General features: G+C 50.9%; 12 protein-coding genes. 7 read left to right on the top strand and 5 right to left on the bottom strand.

The window, feature by feature from the left end; all coding sequences use genetic code 11:
• Positions 1 to 183 precede the first annotated feature (183 nt).
• Both ACO0LM_RS04745 and ACO0LM_RS04740 read right to left on the bottom strand, forming a co-directional pair.
• The gene (locus tag ACO0LM_RS04745) at positions 184 to 495 is read right to left on the bottom strand and encodes a BON domain-containing protein (RefSeq protein ID WP_423034800.1); all 312 of its coding nucleotides are present in this window, start codon (positions 493 to 495) and stop codon (positions 184 to 186) included.
• A gap of 103 nt (positions 496 to 598) precedes the next feature.
• Positions 599 to 1,141, bottom strand: a complete 543-nt coding sequence (locus tag ACO0LM_RS04740) for a hypothetical protein (protein ID WP_423034798.1) — start codon at positions 1,139 to 1,141, stop codon at positions 599 to 601.
• Between the two features lie 396 nt (positions 1,142 to 1,537).
• Here ACO0LM_RS04740 and ACO0LM_RS04735 point away from each other — a divergent pair, with 396 nt between their 5' ends.
• The 6 genes from ACO0LM_RS04735 (at position 1,538) to cls (ending at position 5,119) form a co-directional block, all read left to right on the top strand.
• The gene (locus ACO0LM_RS04735) at positions 1,538 to 1,720 is read left to right on the top strand and encodes a CsbD family protein (protein ID WP_423034796.1); all 183 of its coding nucleotides are present in this window, start codon (positions 1,538 to 1,540) and stop codon (positions 1,718 to 1,720) included.
• 50 nt (positions 1,721 to 1,770) lie between these two features.
• A complete protein-coding gene (locus ACO0LM_RS04730; RefSeq protein ID WP_423034794.1) occupies positions 1,771 to 2,304 on the top strand; it encodes a hypothetical protein in 534 nt (177 codons plus the stop codon).
• A gap of 104 nt (positions 2,305 to 2,408) precedes the next feature.
• Positions 2,409 to 2,708 carry a hypothetical protein gene (locus ACO0LM_RS04725; protein ID WP_423034792.1) on the top strand — a complete coding sequence of 100 codons (300 nt, stop codon included), beginning with the start codon at positions 2,409 to 2,411 and terminating at the stop codon, positions 2,706 to 2,708.
• 182 nt (positions 2,709 to 2,890) lie between these two features.
• Positions 2,891 to 3,043, top strand: a complete 153-nt coding sequence (locus ACO0LM_RS04720; protein WP_422986370.1) for a DUF3309 family protein — start codon at positions 2,891 to 2,893, stop codon at positions 3,041 to 3,043.
• A gap of 140 nt (positions 3,044 to 3,183) precedes the next feature.
• Positions 3,184 to 3,513 carry a hypothetical protein gene (locus ACO0LM_RS04715; protein ID WP_423034790.1) on the top strand — a complete coding sequence of 110 codons (330 nt, stop codon included), beginning with the start codon at positions 3,184 to 3,186 and terminating at the stop codon, positions 3,511 to 3,513.
• A 208-nt stretch (positions 3,514 to 3,721) separates the two neighbouring features.
• A complete protein-coding gene (gene cls / locus ACO0LM_RS04710; protein ID WP_423034788.1) occupies positions 3,722 to 5,119 on the top strand; it encodes a cardiolipin synthase in 1,398 nt (465 codons plus the stop codon).
• A gap of 34 nt (positions 5,120 to 5,153) precedes the next feature.
• On the opposite strand, the gene ACO0LM_RS04705 is transcribed toward cls, so the two are convergent.
• The 3 genes from ACO0LM_RS04705 to ACO0LM_RS04695 all read right to left on the bottom strand — a co-directional run bounded on the left by ACO0LM_RS04705 (position 5,154) and on the right by ACO0LM_RS04695 (position 7,142).
• Entirely contained in the window at positions 5,154 to 5,732 is a 579-nt protein-coding gene (locus ACO0LM_RS04705; RefSeq protein ID WP_423034786.1) for a BON domain-containing protein, read from the bottom strand.
• A 100-nt stretch (positions 5,733 to 5,832) separates the two neighbouring features.
• Positions 5,833 to 6,741, bottom strand: coding sequence for an OmpA family protein (locus ACO0LM_RS04700; protein ID WP_423034784.1), 909 nt, complete (start codon positions 6,739 to 6,741; stop codon positions 5,833 to 5,835).
• A gap of 65 nt (positions 6,742 to 6,806) precedes the next feature.
• Entirely contained in the window at positions 6,807 to 7,142 is a 336-nt protein-coding gene (locus ACO0LM_RS04695; protein WP_423034782.1) for a DUF4398 domain-containing protein, read from the bottom strand.
• Positions 7,143 to 7,533: 391 nt separating this feature from the next.
• On the opposite strand from ACO0LM_RS04695, the gene ACO0LM_RS04690 reads away from it, so the two are divergent.
• A complete protein-coding gene (locus ACO0LM_RS04690; RefSeq protein WP_423034780.1) occupies positions 7,534 to 16,284 on the top strand; it encodes a GH36-type glycosyl hydrolase domain-containing protein in 8,751 nt (2,916 codons plus the stop codon).
• The last annotated feature ends 63 nt before the right edge of the window (positions 16,285 to 16,347 follow it).

Raw genomic sequence — 16,347 nt, 5'->3', positions numbered from 1 at the left:
CACGCTCAGATCTTGTGCAATTGACGCACCAAAGTCGAAGGTGCAAAGCACTCCAAAGTTAAAAAAAAGCAGCCATATGGCTGCTTGCTCCGGTTTCAGAAAAACCCCGCTATTCCTGATGCAGGAATAGCGGGACTTTTCTCACATCTTATTTGAAACCTTATTTGAAACCGTATTTCAATCTTATTTCAAACGCATATCGTTCTTGACGGAACGAACACCTTTAACGCTGCGGGCAATGCTGACCGCTTTGTCGATGTTGGCATTAGAAGTAACGAAGCCGCTGAGCTGTACGGTACCTTTAAAGGTTTCGACATTGATCTCCATCGATTTCAAGGTAGGTTCATTCAGTATTTCAGCTTTGACTTTGGTGGTGATGACGGAGTCATCGATATATTCTCCTGTACCTTCACGTGTAGGAGTGGCTGCACAGCCGGCGACGGCCAGCAATGATGCAGAGAGGATTAATGTGATGATGCGTTGAGTGATTTTCATTTTTGACTTTCAGAATGATTGAGGTGAATTTAAAAAACAACAAAGAATAAAGGACAGGTGTCAGTGGACTGCAACAGCTCACCTCTTGCCCTTCAGGTCAGAATTACTTACCGAATTTCGTTTTTGCTGCCGTGACGCAATTGTCTTTTCCTGCACCAGCCAAGGCATCGCATTTTTCAATAGCGACCTTGTATTCAGCATTACGTTTGTCGTCGTTGGCGTCTACGCGCGCTTCTATCACTTTTTTGTCTGCCTTGGCATTGGCAACCGCAGCGATCTTGTCCGCACTGGCTTGTTTGACACAAACATCTTTTTCATTACCGGTAACACTGCCGCACTTGGCTTTTGCTACGTCGTAGTCAGCATCCGCAATATCCTTGGCGGCACTGGTACGTGCAGCGAGGGTATTTTTGTATTCTGCAGTGGCATTTGCCTCTGTATGCACCCGCGCAGATTTGGCTTCCGCAATACACACATCTTTCGGATTGCCGGCGATAGTGTCACACCTGGCTCTGGCAAGTTTGTATTCCGTCGCAGCAGCATCTTTCGCTGCGGTATAAGTAGCAGATTTTTCTGACGTAGCAGACCAGGCTGCGCTGGAGAATGCTGCCGACAACACCATTAACATGGCCAATTTCTTGTTCATTTTTTGTCCTCTTTAGAGTGAATATCCAGTGAACATGATCTACGGGATATAAATAACGCGTCGGAGAAGTCCGATGCCAAATTGTGCTATTGGTCATAGTTCACTTCTGTACGGTATCGAACATAGATCTGTTTATTTTTACAAAACCTGTTTTTTCAAAAATCATGGTTGTTGTTTTGTGCGGCAACGCACAGACCCGACTATGGAAACCCAATAACTTCGATACATGTGGAGTGGCAGATAAAAGATGAACAAACGTTTTCATGCATGATGGGTTAGTCCATCAAGACTGATGAGTAATTTTTTACTGCACACCATCGCACTATTTTTTTTGGAATTCTGTCATTCATTTCTCTTCCAGAATAGGCAACACCACCTCAACCAAGGAAACATGTCATGAACAAAAATCAAATCAAGGGCACAGCCAAAAACATTGCCGGTAAAGTGCAAGAAAACACCGGTAAATTGGTCGGCAACAAAGAACAAGAAATAAAAGGCCAACGGAAACAAATCGAAGGAAAAATTGAAAAAACCGTAGGTGATGCGCAAGAAGCCATCAAAGATATCGTCAAACAATAAGTTGTTGAACTTCAGGATACCAAGATAGTCCTCTCATTGGAGAAACGGTCATGAACACAAGCACTGAAAATCTGCAGTCTTTTGATGACGCGTCTGAAGAATTGATGCCGCCACCCGTGCAATTCAAACGCCCTTCCACCAGGCGTGGTGACATCAGAAAAAATTCTGGTTGGAAACGGGAAACAAGCAAAGAGCAACACAATCAATCCGTCTCCTGGGTACTGGAAAGTGAACTGGTATCGAATATGTCGGCTGGCAGTTCCATGGGTATGGCGGTGGGTGGCACTCTGGGCATGATCAATGCCACGCTGGCTGTCTTGATATCGCCATTTGTCATACCTGGAATCAATCTGCTCATCACACAACCTATTGGGGCAGCAGTCGCGGGAGCCCTATTCGGCGTTATCTTGGGTGGTTTGGTAGGTGCCTTGCTGGGTTGGGGTATTTCCGATGTCAGGTTACAACAATTTGAACGAGACCTGGAAACAAAGCAACATTACTCGCCACCGTCCACCAGTACGGTGAATGAAGAACATCTTACGGAAGAATGGAAAACCGAGCGCGGTGAATACGCCCGCATGTAGGTCCACATAGGGCCACATAAGCCCACATAGGCCCATAAAAGCCAATGCACAAGCAAATCAGTTGTCTTACGGAAGACCGACTACCGACAGGAAGGGGATAGATCATGAAAGCCAAGCGAGAAGCGTACATAGCCAGCATCAAGACCCAACTTGACGAATTGAATGTCAGCCTGGCAGAGATAGAAACCAAGATCGCCAGCACCAAGGCAGCAGCGCATGCGCAATATGCAGAAGAAATGATGCAACTGCACAAGCAATCGCAACAGGTTCAAGATAAATTGGCCGAAGTCAAAGTGGCCAGCGAAGAAACCTGGGAAGACATGATCAACAGCACCGAAAAAGTCAGGGATGCGTTTATCAATTCATTTCGTTTCTTCAAGGAACAGTTGAAAGACAAACCATGAGCTGCTGTTTAGGGCAAGCTCAAGCACAAGCTCAAGCACAAGCACAAGCACAAGCACAAAGCCAAGACTACGGGCAGAAAAAGTAATTACCACCTGGATAAATCCAGCTCATTTTTTCAGCATGACCATTTGCAATTTTAAAATTTTATTGCCCATGTCCTGTGGCCAATATGGAGATCTTGATGAGCACTATTCTTCTTGTTGTATTGATTCTGGTACTGATCGGCCTGTTTCCCTCATGGCCGCATAGCAAATCCTGGGGTTACGGTCCCAGTGGCATCACCAGCCTTGTCGTCATCGTACTCATCGTACTGCTTCTGACGGGCCGGATATAACTCAATTAAGGGCTTACGCAAAATCGTGCTGGCAAGGCGTCAGCGACGACGACAGTACCAAAGTACGGCTAGGAGCTGCAACGCAGGCAGGGCGGTTTTTCGTAAGTCCTATCAATGATTCTTCACTCAATGGAGCTAGTATGGAAACGAATACAAAAATCAATGTTATACGTGCACTGACCTTGATGGCACTGCTCGGTACCGCAATACTGATGAGTGCGGCGCACGGTGCCGAACAGAATGAAGTGACGCAGCAAGGCGATCCGGCGCGCTGGTATCAGGAAGAAATGACACCGATGGCCTATTTCAAGACGCTGAAAAAAGAAGCAGAAGCGGTATATCAGGAATCTTCCGGTGCATGCAAACAAATGGAAAAAAAGCAGGTAGGCCCGTGCCTGCGTGCCGCCAAAGAAACCTTGCAACAGGACATGGCTGCAGCATATAGCAAATCCGGTATCAAGATGCGTTGATACGCAGAACTCGTTCATAGGTTCACGTCCAGGCTCCTTGACATAAGCAATGCGAAAGGAGGAAACTCATTTCTGCACGGAACGATGGATGGAGGCGAGAGACGTTTCACATACACAAGAACGTAACAAGCGGGGACAAGTTCAATGCCAGCTTGATGCAAACAGGCGCAACATGCGCCTGAACTTCCTTTGATGACAGGAAAACAGCATGGCGCGTCACATCCACCCTATCCGCTTAGCTGTCCCACTGGCCGTGGTGCTGGTTTTAAATGCCTGCGCGACGCTGCCGGAAGTCAATTACCTGGATGCGTCTGATGTTGATACTGTTGGCAACAACAAAACTGTCCCTACTGTCAAAAACGCGAACGGCGTATTAAGCAACAAAAAGACTGTCGCCCTGATGCATCAACGCTGGAAAAATTTCAGCCCGGACCAGGCCGCCTTGGCAGCACAGGAAGAATCTGTCACTGGCAGTCCACTGATATCAGGCAACCAGGTCACGCTGCTATTCGACGGACCACAAACCATGGCTGCCATGATGGAAGCCATCAAAAAAGCAAAAAGCCATATTCATCTGGAAACCTATATTTTTGACCAGGATGAATTGGGGATAGCATTTTCTGATCTGCTCATTGCACAGCAACAAGCTGGCGTGCAGGTTAGTATCATCTATGACAGTGTGGGGACGATAGGCACACCCCAAAGCTTTTTCGACAAAATGGAGGCTGCCGGCATACAAATGCTGGCGTTTAACCCCATCAATCCAGGCAAATTACACGGCCCCTGGGAACCAAACCGACGTGATCACCGAAAAATCCTGATCGTCGATGGTGAAGTTGCATTCACAGGAGGTGTCAATATCAGCGCCAGCTATGCCAACAGTTCCCTGTTCCGTTCTAAGAATAAAAACCAGGCTGCGGTAGGATGGCGTGATACGCATATCAGGATAGAAGGCCCGGCGGTGGCTGCATTGCAGTGGGTATTTCTGGACACCTGGACCAATGCCGGTGACGCGACTCTGCCAGAAAAAACCTATTTCCCGCCATTACAAAACCAGGGCAACAAGATGGTCAGGGTGCTGGCCAGCGAACCAGAGGGTAATCCGGCAATTTATAAAGCCTATATGCTGGCCATACAGGAAGCCAGCACGTCGATTCATATTACTTCAGCTTACTTTGTTCCTGACGCCCAGATCCTGCGGGCCTTGATCGCTGCCGCAAAGCGGGGCGTGGATGTCAAAATCATTATGCCAGGCGTCACCGATAGTGGGCTGGTGTTCCATGCGGGACAATCCTTTTATACCGAGATGCTGGCAGCGGGAATCAAGATTTATGAATTGCAGATTGCCGTCTTGCACGCAAAAACCGCCGTCATTGACCAGGTATGGTCGACGGTCGGTTCAACCAATATTGATACCCGCAGTTTTTTGCATAACAAGGAAATCAATGTCGTCGTGATTGATACGGAATTTGCGCTGTCGATGGAAAATGCGTTCAATGAAGATTTGCGACTGTCCCGTGAAATACAGATGGAGCAATGGCAACAACGGCCCGTGACGACCAAATTGAAGGAATGGCTGGCAAGACGCCTTGAGTATTGGCTTTAAACATTGCCCGGTCATACTGCACCGGGCAACAGAGCTACTTTTTGATAGCCAGATTATTGACAACACTAGTCACCCCTGACACGCCTTTGGCAATACTGATGGCGCGCTGCGACTGGGTATCGCTATCAACAAAACCGCTGAGCTGAACCTCGCCCTTGCGCGTGACGACAGAGACATCCATACTTTTCATCTGTGCATCACTCAGCAATGCTGCTTTCACGCCAGTTGTAATGACACTGTCATCAATCTTGTTGCCGACGGTCTGCACGCCTTCTTTCAGGCTCATTTTGTTATCAACTTTTTTGACTCCCTGGATCGTCATTGCCACGACCACGCTGCGATCGATCTGGGCCTGATTGTCGGCGAATCCACTGAGCAGGACTTCCCCTTTGCGGGTTTCTATTTTCACGTCCATACTTTTTACTGTATCATCTGCCATCAAGGCGGTTTTGACCTTGGTGGTAATGACAGAGTCGTCAATTTCAACGCCTATGGTGGTCGCGGCATTGGGTCCATTAGTATCTGCGCCTTTATTACAGGCCATCAGCGTCAATAACAGGCTGACAGAAATAGCAGGCAGAATATATTTGGTTTGGCGAAAATTTGTCATCATTCCTCCTAGTAGACTATTGCGGGATTAAGCTGGCGTTGCTGCATTCCCCTATAGCGGATTTGGCACGTACTTATAGGGGAATGTATCGGGAAACGGAAAATTAGCGCGGAGTAGTCTTGCCATTAGCGTCTGACAAAACAATTTCAACGCGGCGATTCAACTGGCGGTTTTGCGCGCTGTCATTTTCTGCTGCCGGATAAGCCTCGCCATAACCCCGTGTGGCAATGCGGTCACGTGCTACGCCCATCAATACCAGTGCACTGCGCACAGCACCGGCACGTCGTTCAGACAGATCCTGGTTATGTGCTTTAGAACCGGTGTTATCGGTGTAACCTTCTACCAGCACCGTTCTTTGCATATTACTTTGCAAGACATCAGCCAGTTTCTGCGTCGTACGCATACCCTCTGGTGTCAATTTAGCCTGATCGATACCAAACAGTACGTCGCCCAGGGTGATGATGATGCCGCGTTCAGTGGTCTTGGCCTTCAAATCTGCCAACTGGGCTTCCAGCGCTGCATTCCGGCCTTGTATCTCATTGGCTTTGGCTTGTTCATCCAAGCTGCGTTTTTGGGCATCGCTTGCTTCGGCTTGTGCTATTTGCGCAGCCAGCCTGGCTTGCTCTGCTTGTGCTTTTGCCTGGTCGGCTTCATTGGTTCGCTGATCCAGACGTATCTGGTCACGTGTTTTTGCAGCCGCAGCGACACTGGCTTCTGCCATTTTCTGTTTGGTCAATTCCTGCGCCACTCCTATCTTCTGCTTCGCCAGATAAGCAAGGCGATCTATTTTTTCCGAACTTTCATCGTTCTTTGCAGCGGTATTGGCGTCATCCATCGCTACAGTTGCCTGACGCATTTCCAATGGTGCCAGGGTAATTATATTGGGATTATTTTGTGCTGCCTGATAATCCATGCGCGTTTGGTCCAGCAAGCTGGTGGTCTTTGGCATGCTGCTACAGGCAGCGAGTACAAGGGTCGTCAGCAATGCTGCTGGCAAGAATATTTTCTTCATGATGGTTTCCTGAGTAATTGGTAGTGAAAAACTGCGGGAGCGGTTATACGTCGCCGGGCTGCTTACTATTTATTGGTATTGGCGCGGTTCAGTTCTTCCCGCAAGACACGGATATCGTCCTGTAAAGCATTGGCTGCTTTTTCGGCCTTGGCGGAATTTGCCTTGCCTTGTGCCAGCTTGGCATCAGCCTGTGCCTGGGCGGCAAGATCACTTGCCAGTTTGTAGTCTTTGGCTTGCATGGCTTTATTTGCCAGTGCCATCTTTTCACGTGCCGAATTCATCTCGACAGGGGCAAATTCGGTGCCGCCCGCGACGGCGGCGTTATCCACCGCTTCTTTGGATACTGCCACTTCTGCAGTAGCAGGTGTCTTCATGCTGCTGCAACCAAGCAATACAGTCATTGCGAATGCTCCACTGATGCAGTATTTGAAATTTTTATTCATCATTCTCTCCATTAAATATCGACGTATCAATCAGGTGTTCTGTGCTTGTAGCTTATCGTTATAGACCTGGTACCTGCCCTGGTCTGTACGCTGACGCACATTCCTGAACCGCGTCATTCATGCCATGCAATGTTCGGTAGCGCACTTACAGAAAAAGGCCTTGCCTATAGCATTCAGATAACACCCATACACAGCATGAGCAACTTCCATTCGCTCCCTTACCCAGGCTGTCTGCCATATCAACTCAAGCAGGAAGACCAGGCATATCGCATACAGGACGGGCAACGTCTGAATAGCTGAGGCTTCTGCAAAACAGAAAGAAGTGAGTGCTTTGAAATCAGCAAAAACAATGCTTTCCGCCAGCCTGCGCTATTTGAAAAATAGTTGGAAAAATGGGCAAATGCGACTGGGTTTGTACATGACTACCGGTGCCGCAGAATTACCCTTGCGGGCAGATCTGTACAGTGCCCTGCAAATGGAACAGCACGGCCGCATACTTGCCAACAGCCACAAGCTGAGTTCAGTATTCGGCCGGGATCAGCTGCTGTCACGACTGGCTGACAATCAACTCATCATCATCAACACCTGCAGTCTACTGACCGAAGCCGTCAAGGATGGCCAGCAGGTGACGCCCGCAGCAGCCTGGCTGCTCGACAATTTTTATTTGATCGAAGAACAGATACGTACTGCCAAGCGTCATTTACCAAAAAATTACAGTAAAGAGCTGCCACGCTTGTTGCGCGGCAGTGCTGCCGGCAGGCCACGCGTCTATGATATTGCGCTGGAAACTATCTCGCATGGTGATGGCCGGGTTGATCCGGAAAACCTGAGTCGTTTCATCAGCGCCTACCAACTGGTTTCTGTCCTGAAGCTGGGTGAACTATGGGCTATCCCCATTATGTTGCGTCTGGCCCTGATAGAAAATCTGCGGCGCGTCGCCACCCGCCTGACCAATACCCACAAGGATCGCGATCTGGCAGCATCATGGGCGGACAGAATGACAGAGACTGCCGACAATGATCCCAGCAACCTGATACTGCTGGTGGCGGACATGTCGCGTTCCCACCCGCCGTTGGAAAGTTCCTTTGTGGCCGAGATGGTCAGGCGTCTGCAAGGTCAGGGGCCAGCGTTGGCCCTGCCCTTGAACTGGCTGTCACAGCGTTTGGCAGAAACCGGCCAGACCATAGAACAACTGGTGCATCAGGAATCACAACAACAGGCCGCCGACCAGATTTCCATCAGCAATAGCATAGGCAGTTTGCGGTTTCTTACCGCCATGGACTGGCGTGAATTTGTAGAAAACATGAGTGTCGTTGACCGCTGTCTGCGTGACGACCCTGCCGGTATCTATGGCAAGATGGATTTCGCTACCCGTGATCTGTACCGGCACGCTGTCGAAAAAATTGCCAAACGCAGTACCCTGTCCGAATCCGAAATTGCCAGCAATGCCATCCGTTATGCACATGAATATGCAGTTAAAAAAGGAAGTGCTGACCGCAGCGCCCATGTAGGTTATTTTCTGATCGGCAAAGGCCTGGCAGAGCTGGAACGCTCGGCCGCCATCCACCTGCCCTTGCCAGAATTAATACAACATGCAGGACGAGAATCAGCATTCAGCATCTACATAGGCAGCATCGCCATTGTGAGTTTGCTGACTACCGGCCTGCTATTTGGCCTGGCCAGGCAATATGCTGCCAACGTCTACATATTGGTGGTGTTTACCCTGGTCAGCCTGTTGGCCAGCAGCCAGTTTGCCCTGAGTATGGTGAACTGGGTCATCACACTGATTGCTCTGCCGCGCCCGCTGCCGCGCATGGATTTCTCAAAGGGCATACCGGTTGAATTCAGTACCCTGGTTGTCGTGCCATCGCTGCTGATCGATCTGGAAAATATTGATAATTTGTGTGATGCCATGGAAATACGTTTTTTGGCGAACAGTGACGCCAATCTGCGTTTTTGCCTGCTGACTGATTTTACCGATGCCGATCAGGAACATCTACCTGACGACGCTCACCTGCTGGATCGCATAACCCAGAATACGATGGAACTGAACCGAAAATATCCGCGCCCTAACGGCGATCATTTCCTGACCATGCACAGGCCCAGAGTATGGAATCCGCAAGAAAAAATCTGGATGGCGTATGAGAGAAAGCGCGGAAAACTGGGTGCCCTGAATAGCTATCTGCGTGGCGGTGGCGACCAGGCCTTTACTTGCATTATAGGTAACGCCAGTGGTCTGGAGCACATGAAGTATGTCATCACGCTGGACACCGATACTGAACTCCCGCGCGATACGGCCCGAAAATTTGCAGCAGCCATGGCACATCCCTTGAACCGTGCCAGCTACGATGAAGATAAAAAGAGAGTTGTCGAAGGCTACGGCATTTTGCAACCACGGGTGGCAGTCAGCCTGCCGGAAAAAGATGCCTCTTTCTATGAGTTATTATGCAGCGGTGAGGCAGGTATCGACCCGTATACACGCAGCGTCTCGGATGTCTATCAGGATGTGTTTGGAGAAGGTTCCTTCGTAGGCAAAGGTATTTACGATATTGATATCTTTGAGCATGCGCTGAAAGACCGCATGCCGGAAAACCGCATTCTGAGCCATGATCTGCTGGAAGGCTGTTACGCCCGTGCCGGTTTGCTCAGCGATGTGCAACTGTATGAAGAATATCCATCTTCCTATCTGGCCGATATCAGGCGCAGACATCGCTGGATACGTGGTGACTGGCAAGTCGCTTCGTGGCTGTTGCCCAAAGTCCCTGGCATGGGAAAAACCCGGCATCCCAATGCGCTGTCCCCGCTGTCACGCTGGAAGCTGCTGGACAATTTGAGACGCAGCCTGGTACCGATTGCACTGACCATATTTTTCATCATTGGCTGGAGTGCCATCAGCCATGCATGGTTATGGAATGCGGCGATCATGGGCTTTCTGTTAGTCCCATCGCTCAGCGCTTTTTTCCTAAGCCTGTTTCAACAGCCTGACGATGTCTTCTTTCGCCAGCATTTGCTGTCCCTGATCCGTTCAACCAGGCAGCATTTTGTCCAGGCCTTTCTGAACCTTGTATTCTTGCCTTTTGAAGCCTGGACGAATGCCGATGCAATTATTCGTACCCAATGGCGGGTGGTAGTCAGTCGCCGTCATTTGCTGGAATGGAGTCCCTCTGTCATCAGCAACCACCAGAACGGCAACGATATATGGGGTTGCATACGTCGCATGTGGGTGGCGCCTGTGCTGTCCCTGCTGGTATTCACCGGATTAGTGCTGGAAAGAAGTACTGCCCTGGCAGCGGCCTTGCCCTTTTTGCTGCTTTGGGCAGGCTCACCACTGCTGGCTTATCGCATCAGCCGTACCCAGATCAGGCCCGATACCCATCTGTCTGCGTCGCAAACCACTTTTCTGCATGTCCTGTCACGCAAGACCTGGCTTTTCTTTGAAACACATGTCGATGCCGAAGATAACTGGCTGCCCCCTGACAATGTGCAATTTCAACCAGTTGCTGTCACCGCACACCGCACCTCACCAACGAATATGGGATTGTCCTTGCTGGCCAACCTGATTGCCTACGATTTCGGCTACATACCGGCTGGACAGCTGTTGCAGCGTACGCAAAATACCTTTGGCAGCCTGGCCAAACTGGAGCGTTTCCAGGGTCATTTTTATAATTGGTATGACACCAAGACCCTGACCCCGCTGCTGCCACTGTATATATCCACGGTGGATAGTGGCAATCTTGCCGGGCATTTGTTGACATTGCGACCTGGCCTGCGCGAGCTGATAGATGCCCCTATCTGTCAACCCAGGATTTTTTGCGGCTTGCGCGATACATTCCATCTCTTGAGCCAGCAGCTCAATGGTGAAGTGCCAGAGCAACTGAGCAGTTTTGCAGCAGATCTGGATATCCTGTGCCTGACCTCTGCCCAATCCATGACTGTCATCCATGACTGCCTGCGCAGATTGAGCTCCCATGCTGATGTTTATTTCAGTCATCTGAATCTGGCCAGCGATACGCCTATCCACATCTGGGCATCTGCATTAAGCAAACAATGTCATGCACAACTGGATGAAATCATCTTTCTGGCCCCCTGGGTCAGTTTGCCGAATCCGGCCAAATGGATGCAGGCCTACCCGGAACTGGATGTCATTCCCAGCTTGCAGACGCTGGCGAAACTGGTCGATACCATGTCACCGCTGGAAAAAGACAGTCTTGCCGTCAATCAGCCCACAGAGATGGAGCGTTCAAATAACAGCCTGGCTATGCTGGTCAGCGAAGCCAGTCAGCGCGCTGCCACGCGTATCCTGCAAATTCAGCAATTGGTACTGCAAACTGGTGAATTTGCCCGGATGGAGTATGACTTCCTGTATGACGCCACGACGCACTTGCTGACTATCGGTTACAACGTGCATGAAAGACGACGGGATGCAGGCTGCTATGACCTGCTGGCATCAGAAGCCAGGCTGGCGACATTTGTCGCCATTGCGCAAGGGCAGATTCCACAGGAAAGCTGGTTTGCACTGGGAAGACAGTTGACCATCGCTGGCGGCGAACCCATCCTGCTGTCATGGAGTGGTTCGATGTTTGAATACCTGATGCCACTGCTGGTCATGCCAAATTTCCAGAATACCCTGCTGGAACAGACCTATCGCTCGGTGGTGCAGCGACAGATAGAATATGGGCAGCAACGCAATGTTCCCTGGGGCATTTCCGAATCGGGTTACAACACTTTCGATGCACAGTTAAATTATCAGTATCGCGCATTCGGTGTGCCAGGCCTGGGCTTCAAACGCGGCCTGGGTGATGATCTGGTGATTGCACCTTATGCATCGATGATGGCGCTGATGGTGGTACCAGAACAGGCCTGCAGCAACCTGGAACAATTATCCAGCCAGGGCTTTGAGGGAAAATTCGGCTTTTTTGAAGCAATAGACTACACGCCTTCACGCCTGCCACGTGGCCAGGCATACACGGTTATCCGCTCTTTCATGGCCCATCATCAGGGTATGGGATTATTGTCGCTGGCTTACCTGCTGCTGGACCGTCCTTTGCAAAGACGCTTTGAGTCAGATCCGTTTTTCCAGGCGACCATGTCGCTGTTGCATGAAAGGGTGCCGAAAGCCAGCGCCACTTATTCGAATACAACAGAACTGGCCGATATCCGTACTGGCCATGCCGGTCAGGAAATGCCTTTACGGATACTCCATCACGTCAACACCAGGACACCCGAAGTACAGCTGTTGTCCAATGGTCGCTACCACGTCATGATCAGCAATACCGGTGGCAGCTATAGCCGCTGGAATGATCTGGCCGTCACCCGCTGGGCAGAAGACAGCACACGTGATCATTGGGGCACTTTCTGTTACGTCAGGGACGTGGAGAGCGGACGCTATTGGTCTACTGCTTTCCAGCCATGCCTGGTGACATCACCGAATTACGAAGTCATTTTCTCGGAAGGTCGGGCAGAGTTCCGTCGCAGCGACAACAACCTCGACATGCACACCGAAATTGTGGTGTCACCGGAAGATGATATCGAATTACGCCGCACCCGTATTGTCAACCGTTCACGCAGTCGCCGGACCATAGACTTTACTACCTATGCAGAAGTGGTACTGGCACCCGCCGCCGCCGATGCAATGCACCCTGCTTTCAGCAAGCTGTTCGTGGAAACCAAGATTTTGCCGGCGCAGCATGCGATAGTATGCGCACGCCGCCCGCGCTCGGTCGATGAAAAAGTACCCAGTATGTTCCACCTGATAGCGCTGCATGGCGCGGGGATGGACAAACTGTCCTATGAAACCGATCGCGCAAAATTCATAGGGCGTGGCAACACACTGGAAAAACCAGATGCAATGCGCATCGGCAGACTGTCTGGTAGCCAGGGTTCCGTGCTGGACCCGGTGGTTGCCATCCGTTGCCAGATCACACTGGAAGCGGAACAGATCATCACCATTGATGTGGTCACCGGTATCGCTGAAAACCGCGATCTCTGCCTGGCACTAATCGAAAAATATCAGGATCAGCATCTGGCTGACCGGGTGATAGAACTGTCATGGACCCATAGCCAGGTGGTCTTGCGACAATTGAATGCCACCGAAACCGATGCCCAACTGTATGGCAGGCTGGCTAATTCGGTCATTTATGTCAATCCCTTGCTGCGCGCAGATGCCAGCGTATTGATACGCAATCTGCGTGGCCAGTCAGGCTTATGGAGTTATGCCATCTCGGGCGACCTGCCTATCGTGCTGCTGCAAATCAACCATCAGGATAATATAGAACTGGTACGGCAACTAGTGCAGGCGCATGCGTATTGGCGTTCCAAAGGACTGGCGGTGGATCTGGTGATCTGGAATGAAGATCATGCCAACTACAGACAGGCATTGCAGGACCAGATTATCGGCCTGATTTCTTCCGTGATCGGTACCCATGCAATAGAGAGACCCGGTGGTATTTTTGTACGCCTGGTAGAACAGATTTCCAACGAAGACAAAATCCTGTTTCAATCGGTTGCCCGTGTCATACTCAGTGATAACCGGGGTACGCTGGCAGAACAATTGAACCGCCGTGATCTGCTGGAAGTACGGGTACCCAAGCTGACACCTACCAGGTTTGCGTCGTATGACATTACTCATGCCACAACTGCTCAGGAACCAGCGAGAGAGCTTTTACATGCCGACAATGGACTTGGTGGTTTTTCTAAAGATGGCCGGGAATATGTCATCACCACCAGTGCAGCCCGGACCACACCGGCCCCCTGGGTCAATGTATTGGCCAACCCACATTTTGGCAGCGTCATCTCGGAAAGTGGCCAGGCTTATACCTGGGCTGAAAATGCACATGAATTCCGTCTTACCCCATGGAACAATGACCCGGTCTGCGATAGTAGTGGTGAAGCTTTCTATCTGCGCGACGAAGATACCGGCGCCATCTGGTCACCGACTGCCCTACCCTGCCGTGGCAATGGCGAATACACCACGCGGCACGGTTTTGGATACAGCATCTTCACCCACGTAGAGCATGCTATCCAGACTGAACTGACGGTTTTTGTTGCCCTCGATTGCGCCATCAAATACAGCATACTGCGGGTACAGAATCTTTCGGAAGAACAAAGGAATCTGTCCGCCACCGGTTATGTGGAATGGGTACTGGGTGATCTGCGCCCCAAATCAGCCATGCACATCGTTACCGGCATTGATCCTGCCAGTGGTTGCCTGGTGGCACGCAACCCCTACAATACCGAATTCCATGGGCGCACTGCCTTCTTTGATATCGACAGCAATAACCGCAGCTATACCGGTGACCGTAATGAATTCATAGGACGCAATGGTCATCTGCAGCAACCGGCAGCATTGGAAAGAGTACGCCTGTCCGGTAAAACAGGGGCCGGCCTTGATCCCTGTGGCGCTTTACAACTTGCTTTCGAACTAAACCCTGGCCAGGAAAAAGTCATGGTCTTCATGCTGGGTATGGCCAATGCCTCGCAAGCCCATATCACCCCGCTTATACTCGAACGTCGTGGCATCGTGGCAGCAGAACAGGCTTTGGCCAAAGTACATCAGTATTGGCGCGACACCCTGGGTGCAGTGCAGGTCAATACGCCAGATCAGGGTTTGAACATACTGGCCAATGGCTGGCTGCTGTACCAGACCATCGCCTGCCGCTTGTGGGCACGCAGTGGTTATTACCAGTCAGGTGGCGCATTTGGCTTCCGTGACCAGTTGCAGGACAGCATGGCGCTGGTACATACGCAACAAAAACTAGCCAGGGAACAATTGCTACTGTCTGCCGCCCATCAATTCAGCGAAGGCGATGTGCAGCACTGGTGGCACCCCCCTTCAGACCGTGGGGTACGCACCCACTGTTCGGATGATTATCTGTGGCTGCCACTGGCGGTGGCGCGTTATGTGACCGCCAGCGGCGATCGCGGCATTTTGAACGAGCAAATCTTTTATATCGAAGCACGTGCAGTGAATCAGGATGAAGATTCCTATTATGATTTGCCGATCCGGTCCGCGCAATCTGCCAGCCTGTACTCGCATTGCGTGAAGGCGATACAGCACGGGCTGCGCTTCGGCAGCCACGGCCTGCCCTTGATCGGTTCATGTGACTGGAACGATGGCATGGACAAGGTAGGTCATTTGGGCAAAGGTGAAAGTGTCTGGCTGGCATTCTTCCTGCATCAGGTATTGACGCGCTTTGCCGACATCGCACGCCAGCAGCAAGATCACGATTTTGCTGCCCAGTGCAAAGACCAGGCCGGGCTACTCTCTAAAAACATTGATGAACATGCCTGGGACGGTGACTGGTACCGGCGTGCCTATTTCGATGATGGCAGTGCCTTGGGTTCGGCACACAATGTGGAATGCCAGATCGATTCGATTTCGCAAAGCTGGGCTGTGCTGTCCGGGGCTGCCGATCCCCAGCGGGCATTGCATGCCATGCAGGCAGTTGATCAACGATTGGTGCGTCGCCAGGACCAGATCATACAATTGCTGCAACCGGCCTTTGACCATTCAGGCCAAAATCCCGGCTACATCCGTGGCTATGTCCCCGGTGTGCGCGAAAATGGCGGTCAATACACCCATGCTGCCATCTGGACCGCCATGGCCTTCGCCAAAATGGGGGATGCAGTGCGGGCATGGGATGCTTTTCAAATCATCAATCCCATTAACCATGGCAATTCTGTGCCTGCCATCGCCCGCTACAAAGTGGAACCGTATGTGGTGGCGGCCGACGTGTATGCGGCAGAACCCCATATCGGCCGCGGTGGCTGGACCTGGTACACCGGTTCTGCCGGCTGGATGTATACCTTCATCATGGAATCGCTGCTGGGGCTCAAACGCGAAGGTAATCATCTGTCCTTCACACCCTGCGTACCGGCCGACTGGAAAGACTTCAGCGTGCGCTATCAATATCTGAACACAACTTACCAGATCAATATCAAGCTGCGGGACGTTGCGTATGGACAAACTATGCTGTACGTAGACGGTGCCGCCATGGCGAATTTATCAATGAACCTGCTGGACGATAAGCTGGAACACAGGGTGGAACTGGATTATGTACGTACTACTGAAACAGCCTCAGCAGTGATCCCGGCTAATTGACGGAAAATGCCAGCCTTGCAAAGGCCGGCATTTTTTATCATTACAGGGAATAAAAACAGGCCG

This window comes from Undibacterium sp. Di26W (genome assembly GCF_049340265.1).
Taxonomy (GTDB): Bacteria; Pseudomonadota; Gammaproteobacteria; order Burkholderiales; family Burkholderiaceae_D; genus Undibacterium.
This window is presented reverse-complemented; position numbering and strand designations above follow the sequence as displayed.

What these genes read in the sequence shown, in the direction of transcription:
- ACO0LM_RS04745 (WP_423034800.1), bottom strand. Translation starts at nt 495, where the DNA reads ATGAAAATCACTCAACGCATCATCACATTAATCCTCTCTGCATCATTG.
- ACO0LM_RS04740 (WP_423034798.1), bottom strand. Translation starts at nt 1,141, where the DNA reads ATGAACAAGAAATTGGCCATGTTAATGGTGTTGTCGGCAGCATTCTCC.
- ACO0LM_RS04735 (WP_423034796.1), top strand. Translation starts at nt 1,538, where the DNA reads ATGAACAAAAATCAAATCAAGGGCACAGCCAAAAACATTGCCGGTAAA.
- ACO0LM_RS04730 (WP_423034794.1), top strand. Translation starts at nt 1,771, where the DNA reads ATGAACACAAGCACTGAAAATCTGCAGTCTTTTGATGACGCGTCTGAA.
- ACO0LM_RS04725 (WP_423034792.1), top strand. Translation starts at nt 2,409, where the DNA reads ATGAAAGCCAAGCGAGAAGCGTACATAGCCAGCATCAAGACCCAACTT.
- ACO0LM_RS04720 (WP_422986370.1), top strand. Translation starts at nt 2,891, where the DNA reads ATGAGCACTATTCTTCTTGTTGTATTGATTCTGGTACTGATCGGCCTG.
- ACO0LM_RS04715 (WP_423034790.1), top strand. Translation starts at nt 3,184, where the DNA reads ATGGAAACGAATACAAAAATCAATGTTATACGTGCACTGACCTTGATG.
- cls (WP_423034788.1), top strand. Translation starts at nt 3,722, where the DNA reads ATGGCGCGTCACATCCACCCTATCCGCTTAGCTGTCCCACTGGCCGTG.
- ACO0LM_RS04705 (WP_423034786.1), bottom strand. Translation starts at nt 5,732, where the DNA reads ATGATGACAAATTTTCGCCAAACCAAATATATTCTGCCTGCTATTTCT.
- ACO0LM_RS04700 (WP_423034784.1), bottom strand. Translation starts at nt 6,741, where the DNA reads ATGAAGAAAATATTCTTGCCAGCAGCATTGCTGACGACCCTTGTACTC.
- ACO0LM_RS04695 (WP_423034782.1), bottom strand. Translation starts at nt 7,142, where the DNA reads ATGACTGTATTGCTTGGTTGCAGCAGCATGAAGACACCTGCTACTGCA.
- ACO0LM_RS04690 (WP_423034780.1), top strand. Translation starts at nt 7,534, where the DNA reads ATGCTTTCCGCCAGCCTGCGCTATTTGAAAAATAGTTGGAAAAATGGG.